General features: G+C 70.1%; 16 protein-coding genes. 9 read left to right on the top strand and 7 right to left on the bottom strand.

Going from position 1 to position 18,452, the window contains the following annotated elements; genetic code table 11:
• Positions 1–511 precede the first annotated feature (511 nt).
• Positions 512–1,864 (bottom strand): ferredoxin reductase family protein, encoded by a 1,353-nt coding sequence (locus tag ACQPZX_RS27570; RefSeq protein WP_433360929.1) that lies wholly within the window; start codon positions 1,862–1,864, stop codon positions 512–514.
• 189 nt (positions 1,865–2,053) lie between these two features.
• Here ACQPZX_RS27570 and ACQPZX_RS27565 point away from each other — a divergent pair, with 189 nt between their 5' ends.
• The 3 genes from ACQPZX_RS27565 to ACQPZX_RS27555 all read left to right on the top strand — a co-directional run bounded on the left by ACQPZX_RS27565 (position 2,054) and on the right by ACQPZX_RS27555 (position 4,614).
• Complete coding sequence (locus ACQPZX_RS27565; protein ID WP_433360926.1) at positions 2,054–3,535, top strand: D-alanyl-D-alanine carboxypeptidase family protein; 1,482 nt, start codon at positions 2,054–2,056, stop codon at positions 3,533–3,535.
• An 83-nt stretch (positions 3,536–3,618) separates the two neighbouring features.
• Positions 3,619–4,020 (top strand): SRPBCC family protein, encoded by a 402-nt coding sequence (locus ACQPZX_RS27560; RefSeq protein ID WP_433360924.1) that lies wholly within the window; start codon positions 3,619–3,621, stop codon positions 4,018–4,020.
• A 39-nt stretch (positions 4,021–4,059) separates the two neighbouring features.
• Entirely contained in the window at positions 4,060–4,614 is a 555-nt protein-coding gene (locus ACQPZX_RS27555) for a hypothetical protein (RefSeq protein ID WP_433360921.1), read from the top strand.
• Positions 4,615–4,617: 3 nt separating this feature from the next.
• Here the strand turns inward: ACQPZX_RS27555 and ACQPZX_RS27550 are convergent, their stop codons facing one another.
• Positions 4,618–6,891: a helix-turn-helix domain-containing protein gene (locus ACQPZX_RS27550; RefSeq protein ID WP_433360918.1), complete on the bottom strand. Its 2,274-nt coding sequence runs from the start codon at positions 6,889–6,891 to the stop codon at positions 4,618–4,620.
• Between the two features lie 243 nt (positions 6,892–7,134).
• Here ACQPZX_RS27550 and ACQPZX_RS27545 point away from each other — a divergent pair, with 243 nt between their 5' ends.
• Entirely contained in the window at positions 7,135–8,379 is a 1,245-nt protein-coding gene (locus tag ACQPZX_RS27545; protein WP_433360915.1) for a PP2C family protein-serine/threonine phosphatase, read from the top strand.
• 350 nt (positions 8,380–8,729) lie between these two features.
• On the opposite strand, the gene ACQPZX_RS27540 is transcribed toward ACQPZX_RS27545, so the two are convergent.
• The gene (locus ACQPZX_RS27540) at positions 8,730–9,224 is read right to left on the bottom strand and encodes a hypothetical protein (RefSeq protein WP_433360912.1); all 495 of its coding nucleotides are present in this window, start codon (positions 9,222–9,224) and stop codon (positions 8,730–8,732) included.
• 558 nt (positions 9,225–9,782) lie between these two features.
• Complete coding sequence (locus ACQPZX_RS27535) at positions 9,783–10,019, bottom strand: CopG family transcriptional regulator (RefSeq protein ID WP_433360910.1); 237 nt, start codon at positions 10,017–10,019, stop codon at positions 9,783–9,785.
• 419 nt (positions 10,020–10,438) lie between these two features.
• On the opposite strand from ACQPZX_RS27535, the gene ACQPZX_RS27530 reads away from it, so the two are divergent.
• Entirely contained in the window at positions 10,439–11,164 is a 726-nt protein-coding gene (locus ACQPZX_RS27530; protein ID WP_433360907.1) for a methyltransferase domain-containing protein, read from the top strand.
• A 218-nt stretch (positions 11,165–11,382) separates the two neighbouring features.
• Here the strand turns inward: ACQPZX_RS27530 and ACQPZX_RS27525 are convergent, their stop codons facing one another.
• Positions 11,383–13,458 (bottom strand): glycoside hydrolase family 15 protein, encoded by a 2,076-nt coding sequence (locus ACQPZX_RS27525; RefSeq protein ID WP_433360904.1) that lies wholly within the window; start codon positions 13,456–13,458, stop codon positions 11,383–11,385.
• Positions 13,459–13,593: 135 nt separating this feature from the next.
• Here ACQPZX_RS27525 and ACQPZX_RS27520 point away from each other — a divergent pair, with 135 nt between their 5' ends.
• Positions 13,594–14,643, top strand: coding sequence for an aldo/keto reductase (locus ACQPZX_RS27520; RefSeq protein WP_433360901.1), 1,050 nt, complete (start codon positions 13,594–13,596; stop codon positions 14,641–14,643).
• Between the two features lie 55 nt (positions 14,644–14,698).
• Here the strand turns inward: ACQPZX_RS27520 and ald are convergent, their stop codons facing one another.
• Positions 14,699–15,814, bottom strand: coding sequence for an alanine dehydrogenase (gene ald / locus ACQPZX_RS27515; protein ID WP_433360898.1), 1,116 nt, complete (start codon positions 15,812–15,814; stop codon positions 14,699–14,701).
• Positions 15,815–15,943: 129 nt separating this feature from the next.
• On the opposite strand from ald, the gene ACQPZX_RS27510 reads away from it, so the two are divergent.
• The 3 genes from ACQPZX_RS27510 (at position 15,944) to ACQPZX_RS27500 (ending at position 17,444) form a co-directional block, all read left to right on the top strand.
• Positions 15,944–16,414 (top strand): Lrp/AsnC family transcriptional regulator, encoded by a 471-nt coding sequence (locus tag ACQPZX_RS27510; protein ID WP_433360895.1) that lies wholly within the window; start codon positions 15,944–15,946, stop codon positions 16,412–16,414.
• Positions 16,415–16,546: 132 nt separating this feature from the next.
• Positions 16,547–16,804: an ATP-binding protein gene (locus ACQPZX_RS27505; RefSeq protein ID WP_433360892.1), complete on the top strand. Its 258-nt coding sequence runs from the start codon at positions 16,547–16,549 to the stop codon at positions 16,802–16,804.
• A 22-nt stretch (positions 16,805–16,826) separates the two neighbouring features.
• Positions 16,827–17,444 (top strand): MBL fold metallo-hydrolase, encoded by a 618-nt coding sequence (locus ACQPZX_RS27500; protein ID WP_433360889.1) that lies wholly within the window; start codon positions 16,827–16,829, stop codon positions 17,442–17,444.
• Here the strand turns inward: ACQPZX_RS27500 and ACQPZX_RS27495 are convergent.
• The gene (locus ACQPZX_RS27495; protein WP_433360886.1) at positions 17,441–18,442 is read right to left on the bottom strand and encodes a LacI family DNA-binding transcriptional regulator; all 1,002 of its coding nucleotides are present in this window, start codon (positions 18,440–18,442) and stop codon (positions 17,441–17,443) included. The genes ACQPZX_RS27500 and ACQPZX_RS27495 overlap by 4 nt on opposite strands.
• Positions 18,443–18,452: the final 10 nt, after the last annotated feature.

The raw sequence follows: 18,452 nt of genomic DNA, 5'->3' as shown, positions 1-18,452 counted from the left end.
CCCTACCGGCTCGAGGCAAACCCGCAGCCCACGGCACCCACCGCCCCCAATCACCCCAAATCCGCCACCACCCTCATCACTAAATATCCTGATTTATCCGGCGGGGGCTCGCGCAACGTGAAGACTTGCCGCGCGCTCCGAACCGCAGATCATCAAGATCCGCCCGCGATCGGCGACCCGGCGCGAGCGGGGGCGCGTGGGCCGCGCGAGGGGCGGAGCGGGCCGCGGTCGGGAGCGGGCAGCGCGCGGGAGCGGGCAGCGTGCGGTGGCGGGCAGCGTGCGGTGGCGGGCAGCGTGCGGCAGCGAGCAGCGTGCGGCACCGAGCAGCGGGCAGCGTGCGGCACCGAGCAGCGGGCAGCGTGCGGCAGCGAGCAGCGTGCGGGAGCAGACAGCGTGCGGCAGCGGGCAGCGTGCGGGAGCGGGCAGCGCGCGGGAGCGGAAGCACGGAGGCGTCGCCGATCGTGATGAGTTGGCGTCGGCAGCGCACGCCAACTCATCACCCTTGCCAAGCTCAACTCGCCAGGCGGAAAGTTTCCGCGTGCTGCTGGCGGGACGGCACCTTCAGCGCCCGCAACGACCGCAGCACCGCGTCCGTCATCGCCGCCGGACCGCACACATACACATCCCGCTCGACGATGTCGGGCACCAGGGCGACCAGACTCTCCGGGCTGAACGGCTGGTTCGGCGGCTCGCCCGCCCCCGTGCGGCCCGTGAGCAGGTGCAGCTTCGCCCCGCGTACGGAAGCAAGGTTTTGCATTTCTCCCAGCAGGACCGCCTCGGCCTGGCCCGGCACGCGGTACAGCACCACGATGTCGCCGGGCTGGCGATCGTCCTCGAGCAGGGCCCGGATCGGTGTCACGCCGATGCCCCCGGCGATCAGCAGCGTCTTGTCGGTGACGCGCTGACCGGAAGTGAACGCGCCATACGGTCCCTCGGCGAACACGCGCGTGCCGATCGGCAACTTTCGCAGGCCCGCGCTGGTGACGCCGATACCCTTCGCGGTCAGGCGCAGCGAACGGCCGTCGGGAGCCGCGGACAGCGAGAACGGGTTGACCTGCCACCAGGGGTTGTGGCCGAGGAAGCGCCACAGGAAGAACTGCCCGGCCCGGGCCTGGAGGCGGCTCAGATCGTGGCCGGTCATGTAGACCGAGACCACGTCGTCGGCCTCGGGCACGACCGCGGCGACCTTGAGCTGGTGCCGGGCGTTGCGGATCAGCGGGGTCAGGAACCGGCCGGTGAACAGGGCGCCGAGCGCGAAAGCCCACAGCCCCCACCAGTACACCTGGGTGAAAATGTTGGTCTTGAAGGCTGATCCCTCGTAGACCTGGTGGATGATCCCCAGCGTCACGATCAGGTAGACCAGCAGGTGCAGCGTGTGCCACGTCTCGTAGGAAACCCGGCGGCGCACGGCGCGCAGCGAGACCGCGGCGACCACGACCAGCAGCCCGGCGGCGATCATGCCGAGGAGCACGGGCATCTGCTTGGCAAGGTTGGGGATCTCGGCGAAGAACGAAATCTTGTCGAGCGACGAATAACCCAGCAGCACGAAAGTTGGGTGCAACAAAACCAGCCAGAAGAGGGTGAAACCCGTCCAGCGGTGCCAGGTCGTGAGCTTGTCCATGCCGATGCGCCGGTCGAGGAACGGCAACCGGGCGATCAGCAGCAGCTGAAGGGCCATGACGAAAGCGAGATGCAGGCCGAGGAAACGGCCGACCGAGGTGAGAGTGTTGTGCGCCGGCGTGGCCGGGCGCGCGAACATCAGCTCGACGATCGCCAGGTTGGCGACCAGGAAGATCCAGAGGGCTATATGTGCGCTGCGAGCGGTCGTGGTGGCGCGGGTCTGGGGCTGGGTCACGGCTGTCATCCGATATCTCCCCGCTGCTGGCGTTGCCGGCGTGTACCACAGGTAGCGGAACCGGGTTCACCGCGCAACCGGGGAGGTGACAGGAGTTGGCGCGGGCCGGGAATACTGGTCGGGCGCCCGGGGATTCCGGGACGCGGAGGAGGGTTCACGGGGATGCCGGGCGAGGACGTTGTGCCTGACAATACGGATATGCCGGACAAGGGCCAGGCGATGGGCTCGGCACGGGTCACGCCGCCGGCTTCAAGACCCGGCACCGTGTACGGCGGCCACCCCGCCCCCGGGCCATCGGCCCCCACGCCGGCCACTCCCAAGGCAGCCGGCAAGGCTTCCGTCCCGGTGCCCGCCTTCCCGCCCCGGCCCCAGCCCGCGCAGCCCCCGGCCCAGCCGATGTTCCCCCAGGCCCAGCCGCCCGCGCTTCCCCCGTCGCAGCCCACGCCCCCGCCCGTACCCGGAAAGCCCCGCAAGCGCCGCCGCCTCCTCCTGGCCGTACTCCTCCCCGCGATCCTCCTCATCGCCCTGGCCTCCTCCGGCGTAGCGGTCCAGCTCAACCGCGCCCTCCCCGCCGCCACCCTCACCACCACCGTCGCCACCACCCTCAAGATCCCCGGTAAGCTGCCCGCCCTCCCGTGGCCGAAGTCCGGCTCGGCCGAGCTGATGATCGAGGGCTTAGGGCGCATCGGAGGCTCCGGCGACAACGACGCCGAGGCGATCGGCAGCGTCGCCAAGGTCATGACCGCCTACCTGATCCTCAAGAACCACCCGCTCAGCGGCGACGAGCAGGGCCCCACGATCACCGTCACCCAGGCGGACGTGGCCGACTACCAGTCCCGCATCCCGTCCGGGCAGTCCCTGGTCCCGGTCCAGGCCGGCGAGAAGATCACCGAGCGCCAGGCCCTCGAGGCCCTCATGCTCCCGTCCGCCAACAACATCGCGCACATGCTCGGCGTCTGGGATGCCGGCAGCGAGGACGCCTTCCTCACCAAGATGAACGACGCCGCCGCCGAGCTGGGCATGAAGAACACCCACTACACCGACCCGAGCGGCTTCCTCCCGACCACCATCAGCACCGCCGCCGACCAGGTCATCCTCGGTCGCGCCGCGCTCAAGGACGCCGTCTTCGCCGAGATCGTCGCGCTGGAGAGCGCCGAGATCCCGGTGGCCGGCAAGATCAAGAACTACAACGACCTTCTGGGCGAGCAGGGCGTCTTCGGCATCAAGACCGGCTCCACGGGCGAGGCCGGCGGCAACCTCGTCTTCGCCGCTCACCTGGAGGTCGGCGGCAAGACCCTCACCCTCGTCGGCGCCGTCTTCAACCAGCCCGGCGCGCACACCCCCGAGCAATTGGCCCAAGTCAACAGGGTGGTCCGCAAGCTGCTCACCGCCGTGCAGAACGTCGTGAAGCAGTACACCCTCCTCGAGGACAAGCCCGCCGGCACCGTCAAGACCGCCTGGGGCTCCACCGCGACGATCAGCCCCACCGCCCCGCTCAGGGTGGTCGGCTGGCCAGGACTGGCCGTCAAGGTCAAGACAACCAGGGCAAACCCGGGCTCAGAGGTCAAGTCCGGCCAGGTGGTGGGCAATGTCCAAGCGGCCGACGTACGGGTCGACCTGTCCACAGACGCAGCAACCACTCCACCGAGCTTCTGGTGGAAGGTGACGCGCCGCCCCTAGCCGAGTCCCGCCCCGGCACCGGCCGACACCCGCCCGTCCCCGTCCCTCCCTACCGGCGGGACAACGACCCGAGAGGCTCAGCCATGCCTTCCGACTCACGCCAGGTCGCCGAGCGCATCGACCGTCCCGCCGCCGACGTCTACGCCTACGCAGTGAACCCCGCCCACATCGCCGACTGGGCCCCCGGCCTGGGCGATCGCGTGGAACACATCGACGGCGATTGGTTCGTGGAGACCGGCATGGGCCGCGTGCGGGTCGTCTTCGCGCCGGCGAACGCATTCGGCGTCCTCGATCACGAGGTGTTCCTGCCGACCGGCCAGCGCTTCTACAATCCGCTCCGCGTCGTCCCCCACGGCGACGGCTCCGAGATCGTGTTCACGGTTCGCCGTACGCCCGGAATGTCCGACACGGACCTGGACCGCGACGCCGGCGCGGTCGCCGCGGACCTCGCCCGTCTCAAGCAGATCCTGGAAACAAACGAATAACCCCTGGCCAGAGCCCTGCGAGGCGTGCACCATCGGATGATGCTCATCACCTTCGCCCGGGCTTTGAGCGGTTCCACACTGGCCACCATCCGCCGCGGCGACGGGGTGGTGCTCGAGTTGCCCGGCTACGACCGCAAGTACCGGGTGCCGCACGACCTGGCCCACGCCGTGACCGAACGCGAGCTCGGCATGACCGGCGGCGTCTTCGGCTCGATCGCCGGCGGCGGCGTCTTCGACAACATGCGCGTGGTCGCCGGCCGCCCGCGCCACGACGCCGCCGAGCGCAGCAAGCGCCTGCTAGCGGCCAACAAGCAGTCGCTGGGCATCGCCGAGGTGCTGGCCGGCGTGGTGCACGACGCCGTCGAGCACGACGAGAAATCCACTCTCGAGCGCGCCCGCCGCAGCTGGGGCGTCTTCAGCACCGACCCGTTCCCATGGACCGACGAGCAGATCAAGGCCACCGTCGCCGTGCTGGCCGAGCTGGCCGTGGAGTACCAGGCGAACGGCAAGGTCGCCTTCACTTGGCCCGACCGCCTCATCAGCCAGGTCCCCGCCATGGCCGGCGCCAAACGAGGCCGCCGAGGCCGCCTCTGATCTCTACCCCTCGTCGAGCAGGTGCTGCACCTCGGTCATGCGGTCGCGCAGCAGTTGGGTGCGCGGCGCCCGGACGCCCATCTCGTCGTACATCTTGTGGACCGTGGCGAGGTCGGCGCGGGCCAGTTCCAGGTCGCCGAGCCGGGCGTGGACCAGCGCGCGGTGCGACACGGCCGTCAGCAGCGGCTCGTTCGGCTGCTCGAGCCGCTCGGCGACGGCGATCGACTCGTCGAGCCGGCGCAGCGCCGTCGGCCAGCGCTCCGCGTCGAACTCGATGCCGGCCAGGAACGCGCGGGCCACCGACTCGGCGAACAGCGCGATGTGCGGCGGCGGCGCGGTCGCCGGGTCGGTGACCGCCACGATCGCCTCCTCGAACAGCGGGATCGAGGCGTCCGCCGGCCCCGTGCCCTTCACGGCGATCGCGACGAGCATCAGCCCGTTCGGCAGGCCCTCCTTGTCGACGGTCTCCCGGAAGCAGGTGACCGCCGGCCGTGCGTACTCGAGGACCTCGGCCCAGCGCCCCTGCCGGCTCAGCGCCCACCCGACGTAGTAGTTGGACCAGCCCTCCTGCTTGCGGTCGCCGGCCCGGCGGGCGGCGGCCAGCGCGCGACGGGCGTGGCCGGTGGCGACCTCCGGTTCCTCCATGCAGATGATGTGGACCCAGGCGAGATAGCCGAGGTGGGTGGCGAGCAGCGAGTCGCCGAGCCGCTCGGCGGCGCGGGTGGAGAGGGTGAACACGTCCAGCCAGTGCGGCCAGATGCCCCAGCTGTCGGAGAACCAGTGCAGCGACTCGGCGACGTCGACCACCCGCTGGTCGTCGCCGTCGCGGGCCGCCCGCTGGAGGGCGGGCAGCCAGTTGTCGGCCTCCTGCCGCAGCCAGGCCCCGGCCTCCGCCTCGGTGGCCGGAGCGTTCGCGGGCGGGGCGTTCGCGGGCGTGGCGCCGGCCGGCGGCGCGCCGAATCCCGGTTCGAAGAAGCGCCCGGCCAGCACAACCGTGTCGAGCAGCCAGCCGTCGCGCCGCCGGATCACGTCGCGCCGCTGCGCGACGGTCTCCTCCCGGTCGAGCTCGGCGCCGGCGTAGAGGCGCAGCAGGTCGTGGAACTCGAGCCGCCCGTCCGGCCGTTGCTGCAGCAGGCAGAGCTCGACCAGCTCGTCGAGGGCCTGCTCGGTGACCGGCATCGGCTCGCCGGCGAGGACGCTGGCCAGCCCGGCGCCGGTCGAGGGCCCCGGCACCAGCGACAGGCGCCGGAAGAGCCGCCGCGCCACGTCGGTCAGCTGCTGATATGACAGCCGGAACGCCGCCTCCACCTGCAGATCCCCGGCCGCGAGCGCCGTCAGCCGCTGCTCCTCGGCGGCGAGCCGGCTGATCAGGTCGTCCAGGGTCCAGCCCGGGCGGCTCAGCAGCCGGTTGCCCGCGATCCGCAGCGCGAGCGGGATGTTGACGCAGATCCCGGCGAGGCGACGCAAGCTTTCCGGCGCGCCGCCGGCATCGTCGAGGATCACGGACAGCAGCCGTACGGCGTCAGCTTCGGGCAACGCGTCGAGGCGCAGCCGGCGTACGCCCTCGAGTCCGCTGAGCGCACGGCGGCTGGTCACCAGGACCGACGCCGGCCCGTGCGGCGGCAGGGCCGGGCGCACCTGGCTCTCGCTGATCGCGTTGTCCAGCACCACCACGAGCCGCCGGCCGCGTGTCAGCGTGTGCCACAGCGCCGCCGCCTCGTCCACGTCGCGCGGCACCGCCCGCTGCTCCGGGCTCACCGCCCGGATGAGCTTGCCGAGCACCGCCGACGGGCTCAGCGGCCGCGTGTCCAGCCCGCGCAGGTCCACGAAGACCTGCTCCTCGACCGGCCACGCCTGCGCCGCCTGCACGGCGAACGAGGTCTTGCCCACGCCCGGCGGCCCGCTGATCACGACGACCGGCGCCGTCTCCTCGGACGCGCCCGCGGCCCAGCGCGCGACCCGCCCGAGCTCGGCGTCGCGGCCGGTGAAGTCGAGCACCCGGCGGGGAAGCGGCAACCCGCCCGGCACCGGCGGCGCCGCGCTCGCGCGCCCCGCCCGGGCCGCCGCGAACAGCGCCGCCCGGTCGTCCCCCGAGAGCCCGAGCCCGTCCGTGATCGCCTCGACGGTCCGCACCCGCGGCCCGCGGCTGACCCCGCGCTCCATGTCGCTGATCGCCCGGTCCGTCACGCCGGACGCCTCGGCGAGTTGTTCGAGCGTCAGGTCGGCAGCCGTGCGCAGCCGGCGCAGCAGCGCCGCGAACGAGAGCTCCTCCGTCATGACTCGCACTTCCCCCAGGTCCTGGAGCGTCCACTCTGTCACGCGCCGCATTCTTCGTGGCTTCTTCGTGGTGCACGGCTCACTGTCCCTGCTCGAATAGCGTGGAGGTGCGGCAGGCATCGGTCGAATGACTCCGCTGTCACAGATCACGCGGTGGACCGGTCACACGGACAGTAAAACGGCGGATGCTCCGCCGCCCGGGGATTGTCACGCTCGTATGCATCTTGCAAGGGGGAGCTGCCGATGATGATCGAGAAGAGCGACGCCGCCCTACGTCGGAGCCGGCTGTTGCTGCACGCGAGCGAGGCGCTGTCAGCCACGTCGACCACGGCCGACGTCCTGGTGACGGCCCCGGCGCTGCTGCGCGACACGATGGGCGCCATGCACGCCGCCGTCGTGCCCGCCGGCCCGCCCACCGGCGCCGCCTCGGCCGTGTCCGAGGCCCTGACCCGCACCGCCATCCGCGACCGCCGGTCCCAGTTCTACGAGAGCGCCATCGACCTCACCGTCGAGCATCCCGCGCTCGCCGAGGACTTCACCCAGCTGGGCTGGCAGGCGGCCGTCTGCGCCCCGCTGCCCGGCGAGTCCGGCGCGGCCACCGGCGCCCTGCTGCTGGCCTGGGACGAGCCCCGCAACTTCTACGTCTTCGACCGGGCCGTGGTCGCCACCCTGGCCCTCTACGTCGGACAGGCGCTGGACCGGGCCGTGAAGCACGACGCCCGCGCCGCCATCACCGAGGCCCTGCAACAGGCGATGATCTCGCAGCTGCCGCACGTCGACGACTACGACGTGGCCGCCTACTACCGCGCGGCGGATGCGCAGCGGGTGGGCGGCGACTGGTACGACGTCATCCCCGGCCCGCACGACCGCCTCGCCCTGGTCATCGGCGACGTGGTCGGCCACGATCCCGCGGCGGCCGCCCGCATGGGCCAGCTGCGCAACATGCTCCGCGCCTACTTGGTGGACCGCCGGGAGCCACCATCCACCCTGCTACGCCGCCTGGACGCCGCCAACCACGCGCTGGGCGAGCCCACCATGGCGACCGCGGTGGTGGCGTTTCTGGATCGAGCTCCACAAGGCGGCCATCGCCTGCGCTGGTCCAACGCCGGCCACCCACCACCGGTCCTGATCGAGCCGACCGGCGAGGTGAGATCCCTGACCGGCAACGACACCCTGCTGGGCGCCCGCCGCAACACACCCCGCCACACCTACACCGCGGCGCTGCCACCCGGCTCGACGCTGCTGCTGCACACCGACGGCCTGGTAGAGACCCGCAAGCACAGCATCGACGAGGGTTTCGCCCGCCTGCACCGCCGCCTGCGCCGTCACGACGCCGAAAACCCGCGCGACTTGCTCAACCACGTGGCCGGCGAGATGGCCTGCGAATGCTCGGACGACATCGCCATGCTCGCAATCCGCGTCCCGCATGCGAGAGCGTCGGTTGACGATGCCATGCTTCCACTCGGCATTCGCCGCCCCGTGAGCTGACGTATTCCGCGGCATAGGTAAGCGCGAGCGGATGATGCTCGCGATGCCTGGGGCCGCGAGACCGGCTGGTACGGCCTATGGCCGCGTTACTCTCGCCGGTAGCGAAATGTTGTCGCCGGACACGGTGTGGCAGCAATTATTGGCCATCACCGTAATGGCCGAATGGCAACGACCTGGATCTGGAGCTCTCCTAGCGGCGGATTCGCCGCCGGTGCTTACCAATTTGTTTTGCCGCCGCCGCGCACAGGTCGATGCGGTGAGATGGCATAAGAGCGTTTTTGAGATCGTTGGCGGGCATTAAAAAGGCGCCCCCGGAGGGGCGCCTTTCAGAACATCGCCTGCCGCGGGCGCTAGCGGTGGAAACCCCGCGCGACCAAAATGATCACCGGAATCAGCGACACGACAAATACCTGAAGGAACATGTTCACGGTCTGCTGGTCGACGCCCTTGACAAGGAGCCACGCAGCCACCACGCCGCAGGTGGTGAGATAGCCGATAAGCACCAGAAGGATGGTGAGGTTGTACCGGTCGCGTCGTTTGGTCTGCTCCAACTCGGCGAGCCACCGCTCCTTCGGCATCGCGAGGCCCGGTTTCATCTCTTCATCGAGCTCCCAGATCTCCTCGTCGCGGTGGTGCGCTCCGTCGGGGGTCGGATGTGCCTCGGCCCGACGGGAACGCCTCGACCGAACGTCGGCCTCGTGCCGCGCGCGGTTCGTCGACGGCTTGATCATCGACGGGTTGGTCGCCGAGTTCTCGGCCGCCAAGTTCTGGTTGTCGGTGTGTTCGCCGACCCCGCCCTCGTACGGCTGGTCGTCTCCGGTGGAACCCTGAGCGAAGTGGTTCATCTTGTTGTCTCCGTATCTTGTATATCATTCGCGATTGTTATCTGGAGCCTCTGCCGTAGGCGTAAATCAATTGCTTTGTTGTGCTTTCCCGGATTCAAGTGCGATCCGGTGGAGACCTTCCGCGAACTGACATCATTACCATCCTGAGTTGGTGATTTTATTTTTTGGGATGTAGCGATCTGCTGAGCAATACGACCAGGGATCCCCCGAGCATCCCAGCCGCGGCCACAACGAGATGGCTGGGTCCGTCACCGGCGAGAACCGGCAATGCCCGCTTCATCAGAGCGAGCACCAGAACCAGAAGAACCACAACCTGGATTAGGTGCAGGGCAGGCGCTTCAAGGCCGCCCGCCGCAACGACGGGGTGATCGAAACGCCGTCTTATCGGCGATATTAGGGTGGACAAATTTCCTCCTGTCGAATCGGATCGACTTTGCGTTAAGGCTCGATTTGGCAGTGACGAGCCTCGTTTGATCGCGAATGAGTGAAGACAACTTCACCACTTTGCCGCTTTGGAATTGTCAAGTTACGGTGGTGATCGCCCGATGATGATCACGATCACATGTCGAAGACGAGTTCCTTCACGTCTCCGTTGGACTCACGCACGACGACGGTTGCGCCGCGCTTTCGGGCCTCATGGACGTAGTTCTGCATTGAGATCGCCCACCGCAGCGCCTCGGTGATCGTTACACCGCGCTCCTCGGAGATCTTTTTCAGTGCCGAAGCCGCCTGCGGCGAAAGCTTGACGGTCATTCGGACCGCCGCCTGGGTCTCTTCCGTGTCGAGACCGGCCATGTTTCCCTCCTTCTCCCATGAACGGGACTCTTGGAGGCACTGAGGACGTGTGCCCCAGCGCTGACATCAGGCTACCACTGGACGTGCGTATCGCGCACTAAAAACGCACGTCGACCCGTCGTGACTTGATCCGTGATCGACGAGAACCGCTGATCCGTGACTGTGTGCGCGGATCCCGGCACCCGCCCCTCGGGAGCCGTCCCAGCTTCAACCTGGTGACGGCGGCGCTGGGTCGCAGACCTTGAACGTGCCGCAGCACGCATGACAGGCGGGGGAGCGGGCCAGCCGGCCGCCGCGAATGCGCATCCCGCGACGCCCGTCCCGACGTTTGCGGACCTCGGGAGGCGACCGCCACGCGCAAAACACGCTCATTGATGGACTGGGCTTCCGATACGGTCGCGGAAGTGAAGAACCGCACCATGTTTGAGCACCTGGTTGCCGAGGCCGTCGAGGTGTCGCTGAAGGGCTGGGACTTCGGCTGGCTGGCCGGCCGCGCCACGGGCTCCGACCCGTCGTGGTCCTATCCGGAGCTGGCGGCCGGGATGCTGCGCGACAGCACGAGCCTGCTCGACGTCGACACCGGCGGGGGCGAGCTCCTTGCATCGCTGGCGCCGCTGCCCCCGCGCAGCATCGCCGTCGAGGGCTGGGCGCCCAACCTCCCGGTGGCGCGCGAGCGATTGGGCCCGCACGGAGTCGACGTACATTTCGCGCCCGGCACGAAACTTCCCGTCGACGATCGCTCGATAGAACTGCTCCTGAACCGCCACGGTCGGCTGGACGCCGCCGAGGTCGCCCGCGTCCTGGCGCCCGGCGGCACTCTGCTGACCCAGCAGGTCGGCAGCGACGACTGCGCCGGGATCAACGAGACGCTGGGCGCGCCCCCGGCCTACGACCGGGTGTGGAACGCCCACACCGCGGTGACCGAGTTGACCGCCGCCGGGCTCACCGTGGTCGACGTGCGCGAGGAGTGGCCGGCCTTCACGTTCCACGACATCGGCGCGCTGGTCTATCAGCTGCGCGCGGTCCCATGGCAGATCCGCGACTTCACCGTCGACCGCTACGAGCAGCCGCTGCGCCAGATCTGGGCGGCCGGCGAGCTGAGCGTCCGAGCGCACCGCTTCCTCATCCAGGCCCGCGCGGACTGATACATCCAGGCCCGGGCGGCACAGCATGATGATTTGCGGCTCGCGGTGAACGGCAAATCATCAAGGGTGTCCGCGCTGCACGAGCGGAGGGGTCGCGGCCGGATGCTTCCGAATCCCTGCGGCTTGGGCGCGTGCGAGGCGCGGGCCGGCCGAAGTGGACGAGCGCAAGCACGGTTCCGGCTGCGCGGGCCGAATCGGGCGCGCTGCGGTGGGATGTGTCAGTGCAGGTAGCGCTGCGCCACCACCGCCGGCTGCTCGGTCACCCGGCCCTGCTGGACGTTCCAGGCCAGGCGGATGTACTGGGCGTGCGTCCAGGCCAGCGGCGTCGCGGAGAACGTCGGCGTCCCGGGCGCGATCGCCGGCGGATACTGGTCCCACACCTGCTCGGGCAGCATGCGGCCGGGGCCGGTGGCGCGGGCGATGGTGGCCAGCTGGGTGCGGGCGCCGGAGCGGGAGCCGAGCGCCAGCAGGTACTCGCCGCGCTCGCCGTTGAGCAACGGCCACGCGCGGCCGCGGGTGATCAGGGAACCGTCGGGCAGGCCGTAGTCCCAGGCGCTGCCGTCGGCCTTCTCGCCGTAGCCGTCGAACGACGCGCGATGCCAGAAGAACCCGTTCGGCGTGGCGACACCCAGCTGAGCGTCGATCACCTGCAGCGTGGTGCGCACGTCGGGGTCGTTCGCGGGCAGCACGCCGAGACGCACGAGCTCCAGGAAGCTCGGGTCGACGACGCGTCGCTGGTCGACGTTCGCGGGGCCGCTGTCGCCGATGTTGTAGGTGGTGCCCGCGTTCGGGTTGCCATCTTTCGTCAGTCTGAGGAAATAAGGCTTTGACGCGTACGGGCCGGAGCTGGTGACCGTCCACTGCTTGACTTTCGCCCGCCATTCGTCGGCGACGGCGAGATAGTGCGAGCCGTCGGCGCCGTTCGCGGACGCGATCGCGGCGGCGCACACCAGGCCGGAGATTTCGGCGGCGATCGTCGCGGGGGAGTAGCCGGACTGGTTCTCCCAGCGCTCCTGCGGGGTCCACGGCGCGGCGAAGCCGTCCTGACTGAAGCCGACCAGGAAGTCGGCGGCGCGGCGCACATGCTCCCAGGTGGCGGCGTCGGTGCGGCCCAGCTGGTAGGCGAGCACGATCGGCAGCGCTACCTCGTCGAGCTGGAGGCCGCCCCAGACGGGAGTGCCGTCCACCTGCGAGTTCTGCGGGAACGAGCCGTCGGGCTTCTGCTGGACCTCGAAGAGGAAGTCGAGGGCACGGGTGGCGCCGGCCCGGTCGCCGGCCGCGATCAGGGCGGTGGCGATTTGGTAGAGGTCACGCGACCACACGAGGTGGTAGGGGCCGGACGGGTCGTCGCGGCCGAACGCCCACGGGGACGCGGGCGCGGCGACGTACGCGCCGGGGTGGGTCTTGTCCTCGCTGGCGGCGAGCACCATGGCGGACGTGCGGTACAGGCCGGCGGACGCGGACGCCGGTGGCTGCCGCAACCCGGCGAGGTAGTGCTTCCACCCGTACGAGAAATCCTGCGAAACGCGGCCGAAGCCGCGCCGCAAAGAGGAAGTCGCAGTAGCGATTGCGGCGGGGCCGAAACCGAGCGCAAGTGTCGCTCTAGGCGCGAGGGCGGCGGTCTGTACGAGGTTGCCGGCGGTGGCCGACGAGTAGTGCCAATCCATGCGGCCGTCGGCGAGCAGGTCGGTGAGGCCGTCGCTGACGCCGGCGAAACCGCTCGACGCCGCGCGGATCGGCGGGGAAGCGACCAGGGCGCTGGAGACCGAGCCGTCGGAGGCCAGCAATGCGTCGCCCGCCGTCGAACCCGAGTCGCCGCCGCGGGAGTTGCCGAGTGCGGGGTCGTACACGGCGAACAGATCGAACCCGCGACCGTCGAGCGCCAGGGAAACCAGCACGGTGTCGCGGGCCGGGTCGGTCACGTAGGAGGCGGTGAGACGCCAGCCGGCGCCCGCGAAAGTTTGCCGGAAACTGAGGCTGCGATCGTCCGCGAAAGTTGCCGTGGCGCGCGCGATAGTGGCGTGGCCATGGCGGTCGGCGACGACGAAACGCAAGGCCCGCGCGCTGGGCCCGCCGATCGTCGGGTAGAAGATCTCGCCGAGGCCGCCCTCGCGCTGCACCGTCGCCCACACCTTGCTGGTGGTCGTGCGCGAGGTGACCAGCCCGGCCTTGTCCGCGGGAAGGTACTGCTCGTCGACGCCGGGAGCGCCAGGGGCCGCGCCGGCGACCGGGCCGAGTCCTGTTGGTGCGAGGAAACCCGCCAGCAGCGCGGCAACCATCCACGGGTACGCCATTTCGGCCTCCTTGCCGAGACGACAGACCTCCCCGGTATACCCCGGCGTGGGCAGAACCGCATTCGGTGGACAACCGGCACCGGACCGGGGAAGGCTGGGCGAGGCACTTTCGAACCGCAGAGAGGGCGATGACCAATGCAGTACCGGCAGCTCGGGCGCACCGGCCTGAGGGTTTCCGCGTTCACCCTGGGCACCATGGGCTTCGGCGGCACCGGCTGGGCGACCCCCGTCGGCTCGATCGGCGTGGACGGCGCCAAGGAGGAGATCGCGATCGCCAAGGAGGCGGGCGTCAACCTCATCGACACCGCCGACGTGTATTCGGCGGGGCTCTCCGAGGAGATCATCGGGCAGGCGCTGGGCGGCAGCCGTGACGACTGGCTGATCGCCACCAAGGTGCGCATGCCGATGGGCGACGGGCAGAACGACGCCGGCCTTTCGCGCCACCACGTCATCCGCGGCGCCGAGGCCAGCCTGCGCCGGCTCGGCACCGACCACATCGACCTCTTCCAGCTGCACGAGTGGGACGGGCAGACCCCGCTCGAGGAGACCCTGACCGCGCTCGACGACCTGGTGCGCAGCGGCAAGGTCCGCTACGTGGGCTGCTCCAACTACGCGGCCTGGCAGATGACGAAGGCGCTCGGCATCTCCGACGCCCGGCACCTGGAGCGGTTCGCCAGCAACCAGCTGTACTACTCGTTGCAGGGCCGCGACATCGAGACCGAGATCGTGCCGGCCTGCCTCGACCAGGGCGTCGGCATCCTGGTGTGGAGCCCGATCGCGGGTGGCCTGCTTTCCGGAAAGTATCGCCGCGGCGTGCAGGCGCCGGCCGGCAGCCGGCACCTGAGCGAGTGGGACGAGCCGCCGGTGCACGACGAGGACAAGCTGTACGACACGATCGAGCTGGCCGTGAAGATCGGCGAGTCGCACGGGGTATCGGCGGCGCGGGTGTCGCTCGCCTACATCGCCCAGAAGCCGGGCATCACCTCGGTGATCGTCGGCGCGCGCACCCCGGAGCAGCTGCGCGACAACCTCGCCGCGGCCGACCTCGAGCTCACCGCCGACGAGATCAAAGCGCTCGACGACGTGAGCGGCGAGCCGCTGCGCTACCCGTTCTGGCACCAGGCCAAGACCAGCAACGACCGGCTCAGCGCCGCCGATTTGTCGCAGATCGAACGGCACCTGTAAACCAAGATCGCCGCCCCGGGGTCTGGGTCCCGGGGCGGCGACTGGAAGAGCTGGGTCAGGCGAGGACTGACGATACCTCGACGGAGGGGAGGCCCAGCGCTTCGCCGACCGACGCGTTCGTCAACTGGCCGGCGTGGATGTTGAGACCCTGCGCGAGCGCGGGGTCCTGCCCGAGCGCCGCCTGCCAGCCGAGGTCGGCCAGGCGCAGCGCGTAGGGGAGCGTCGCGTTGGTCAGCGCGTACGTCGACGTGTTCGGCACCGCGCCCGGCATGTTCGCCACGCAGTAGAACACCGAGTCGTGCACCCGGTAGACCGGGTCCTCGTGGGTGGTGGCGTGCGAGTCCTCGAAGCAGCCGCCCTGGTCGATGGCGATGTCGACCAGCACCGAGCCGGACTTCATCCGCTTGACCAGGTCGTTGGAGACCAGCGTCGGGGCCTTCGCGCCGGGCACCAGCACCGCGCCGATCACCATGTCGGCCTCGATCGCGGACTGCTCGATCGCGTAGGAGCTCGACACCAGAGTCTTGACCCGGCCGCCGAACTGGGCGTCGATCTGCCGCAGCCGGTTGATGTTGAGGTCGAGCACGGTCACGTCGGCGCCCATGCCGAGCGCGATCGTCGCCGCGTTCACGCCCGAGACGCCGCCGCCGATGACGGTGACCTTCGCCGGGCTCACGCCCGGCACCCCGCCGGGGAGCACGCCGCGGCCGCCCGAGTTGCGCATCAGCGAGTACGCGCCGACCTGCGGCGCGAGGCGGCCGGCGACCTCGCTCATCGGGGCCAGCAGCGGCAGTGAACCGTCGGCGAGCTGCACCGTCTCGTACGCGATGGCGGTGGTCCTGCTCTTGAGCAGTGCCTCGGTGCCGGCCTTGTCCGCCGCGAGGTGCAGATAGGTGAAGAGGACCTGGCCCTCGCGCAGCCGGTGGTACTCGACGGCGATCGGCTCCTTGACCTTGAGCAGCAGGTCGGCTTGCGCCCACACGCTGTCGGCGTCGGGGACGATGCGCGCGCCCGCGGTGGCGTAATCGTCGTCGGTGATCGCCGAACCGGCGCCGGCGCCGGCCTGGATGAGCACCTGGTGCCCGCGGCGGACGAACTCGGCCACGCCGGCGGGGGTGATGGCCACCCGGTACTCGTGGTTCTTGACCTCGGTCGGCACGCCGACGATCATGTAACGCTCCCTCTTCGTGACGTCGTTGTCGTGGGGTTAGAGTGAAACGATGTGCAGGTTTCGCGCAATGGGACAGAAAATGATTCTGTATGTCGGTTGCAAACCGAAGAAGATGCGGACGAGCCGCTCATGATGCCGGATTCACCGAAGGATCTTCGAGGCCTCGATCACATCGACCTCGACCTGCTGGCGCTGCTCGAGACCGACGGCCGGATGCCGAACAACGCGCTCGCCGAGCGGGTCGGCATCGCGCCCTCGACCTGCCTGACCCGCATCCGCCGGCTGCGCGAGCTCGGCGCGATCCGCGGCTTCCACGCCGACGTCGATCCGGCCTGGATCGGGCGCCCGATCCAGGCCATGATCGCGGTGCGGATCCGGTCCGACGCGCGCGACGCGATCGGCAAGTTCGCCGAGTCCCTGGCGGGGATTCCGGCGGTCCGCGACGTCTACTTCGTGTCCGGTTCCTACGACTTCCTGCTGCACGTGGCCACGGCCGACGTCGAGGACCTGCGCTCGATCATCACCGAGCGGCTCAGCGGCACCCACCTGGTCGCCGGCACCGAGACCCACCTGATCTTCGAGCACCGGCGCGGCAACTGACCGGTCAGGCCGGCCCTTCCCGGCGCCGGTTGATCAGGTTCATCGCGGCCGGCTCGGCCTTGCGCAGCAGGTCGATGATGTCGGCGGGCATGCGTCCCGGCTCCGGGTCCATCGCCGCGCGGCGACATCACCGTGACGGCCCGCGCGTGCGGCGACGACGCCGTGCTGGAGATCCGCGACACCGGCATCGGCATCAGCCGCGCGGATCAGCAGCGGGTGCTCGCGCCGTTCCGCCGCGCCGCGATCGCCGAGAGGGCGGAGGTGCAGGGTGCGGGACTGGGCCTGAGCATCGTGAAGGCGATCGTCGACGCCCACGACGGCGTGCTGTCCATCGACAGCGACACCGGCTGCGGCACGACCGTGACTGTGCGGCTGGCCCGCCACCGTTGATCCCCATGCGTACGTTGATCGGATGCGTCTGACGAAACATGGCCACGCCTGCGTGCGCCTCGAAAGCGACGGCAATGTGCTCGTGATCGACCCGGGCAGTTTGTCGGGACCTGGCGTGCTGGCCGGCGCCACCGCCGTGCTCATCACCCATGAGCATGACGACCACATCGACGTCGACCAGCTCAGGGCGGCACGCGAGAGCAACCCGGCCCTGGCCGTCCACACCCATGCCGCCCTTGCAGACACTATCGGCGCGGAGGTGACCGCCGTCGGCGTGGGCGACACCTTCACCGCGGCCGGCTTCACCGTCCGTGTCGTCGGCGGCGAGCATGCGGAGATCGTCGACGGCCTGCCCGGCTGTCCCAACGTCGGCTTTATCGTCGACGGCCTCTACCACCCCGGCGACTCGTTGTTCGTCCCCGCCGAACCCGTCGACACGCTCCTGGTGCCGGCGTCGGGCCCGTGGCTGAAGCTCGGCGCCGCCATCGAGTTCGTCCGTGCGGTCAAGCCAAGTCGCGCGTTCCCCATCCACGACGCTCACCTGAGCGAGGTCGGCATCGACTCCTTCGACTGGTGGCTGGACGCGAAAGGTGGGACCGACTACGCCCGGGTCCCGCTGGGCGGGTCGGTGACCGTCTAGACAGTCACCTCGACGGCCCGGGAGCTCTGGCGGACCCGCAGCTCGGCCGGGAAGACGCAGCGCCAATGCGGCGCCAGCTGCCGGTGCACCAGGGCGCGGGTGGCGGCCGCGGCCATCTGCTCGACCGGCTGGTGCACCGAGGACAGCGGCGGGGTGGCGCACTCGGCGATGACGCTGTCGTCGAAACCGACCACCGCGACGTCGTGCGGCACGCGGCGGCCGGCATCGGCGAGGGCCTGCATCGCGCCGGTCGCCATCAGATCGCAACCGACGAAGATCGCGTCCAGGCCGGGCTCCTCGGCGAGGAGAACTTTCGTCAGCTCGTAGCCCGATTCACGGCGAAACTTTCCGACGGCGAAGATGTCCGGCAGCCCGAGATCCCGGACGGCGCGGCGGTGCCCCTCGCGGCGGGCCTCGGCGCACGGGTTGCTCTCCTGGCCGTGCAGCGCCGCGATGCGCCGGCGCCCGGTCGCGTGCAGGTGCTGGACCGCGGCGTAGGCGCCGTCCGCGTTCTCCGCGTCGACGAACGGGACGCCCGGTGCCGACGGGCCCAGCGTCACCACCCGGTCGCAGCGGGCGTAGAAGTCGGCGGCGAGCGCCGGCGAGACGTTGCTGAGCAGCACTCCCAGGCTGGCCGACTCGGCCACCTTGGCCAGCAGCGCCGGCGCCTCGGACTCCTCGACCACGTGCACGCGCAGCTGGGCGGTGCCGCCGGCCAGCTCCTGGAGGATCCCGGCGGTGACCCGCCCGTAGTAGGGGCTGCTGCCGAAGACCGACGGATCGTCGACCACGACGAGCTCGATCAGATCGCCGTGCCCGGAGGCGAGCGCCCGGGCCACCGAATCGGGCCGGAAGCCGAGCCGCGCGATGACGCCACGAACGTGCTCGCGGGTCTGCGCCGACACCCCGGGCGCGTCGTTGATGACCCGCGAAACGGCCGCCTTCGACACCCCCGCCGCGGCGGCGACATCGGCCAGCGTCGGCCTTCTGTGCGCCATCGGCCCACTA

The organism is Actinoplanes sp. CA-142083, assembly GCF_050942195.1.
In the GTDB taxonomy this organism is placed as follows: Bacteria; Actinomycetota; Actinomycetes; order Mycobacteriales; family Micromonosporaceae; genus Actinoplanes.
The sequence above is the reverse complement of the archived record's forward strand: the minus strand, read 5'-3'. Positions and strand labels throughout refer to the sequence as shown.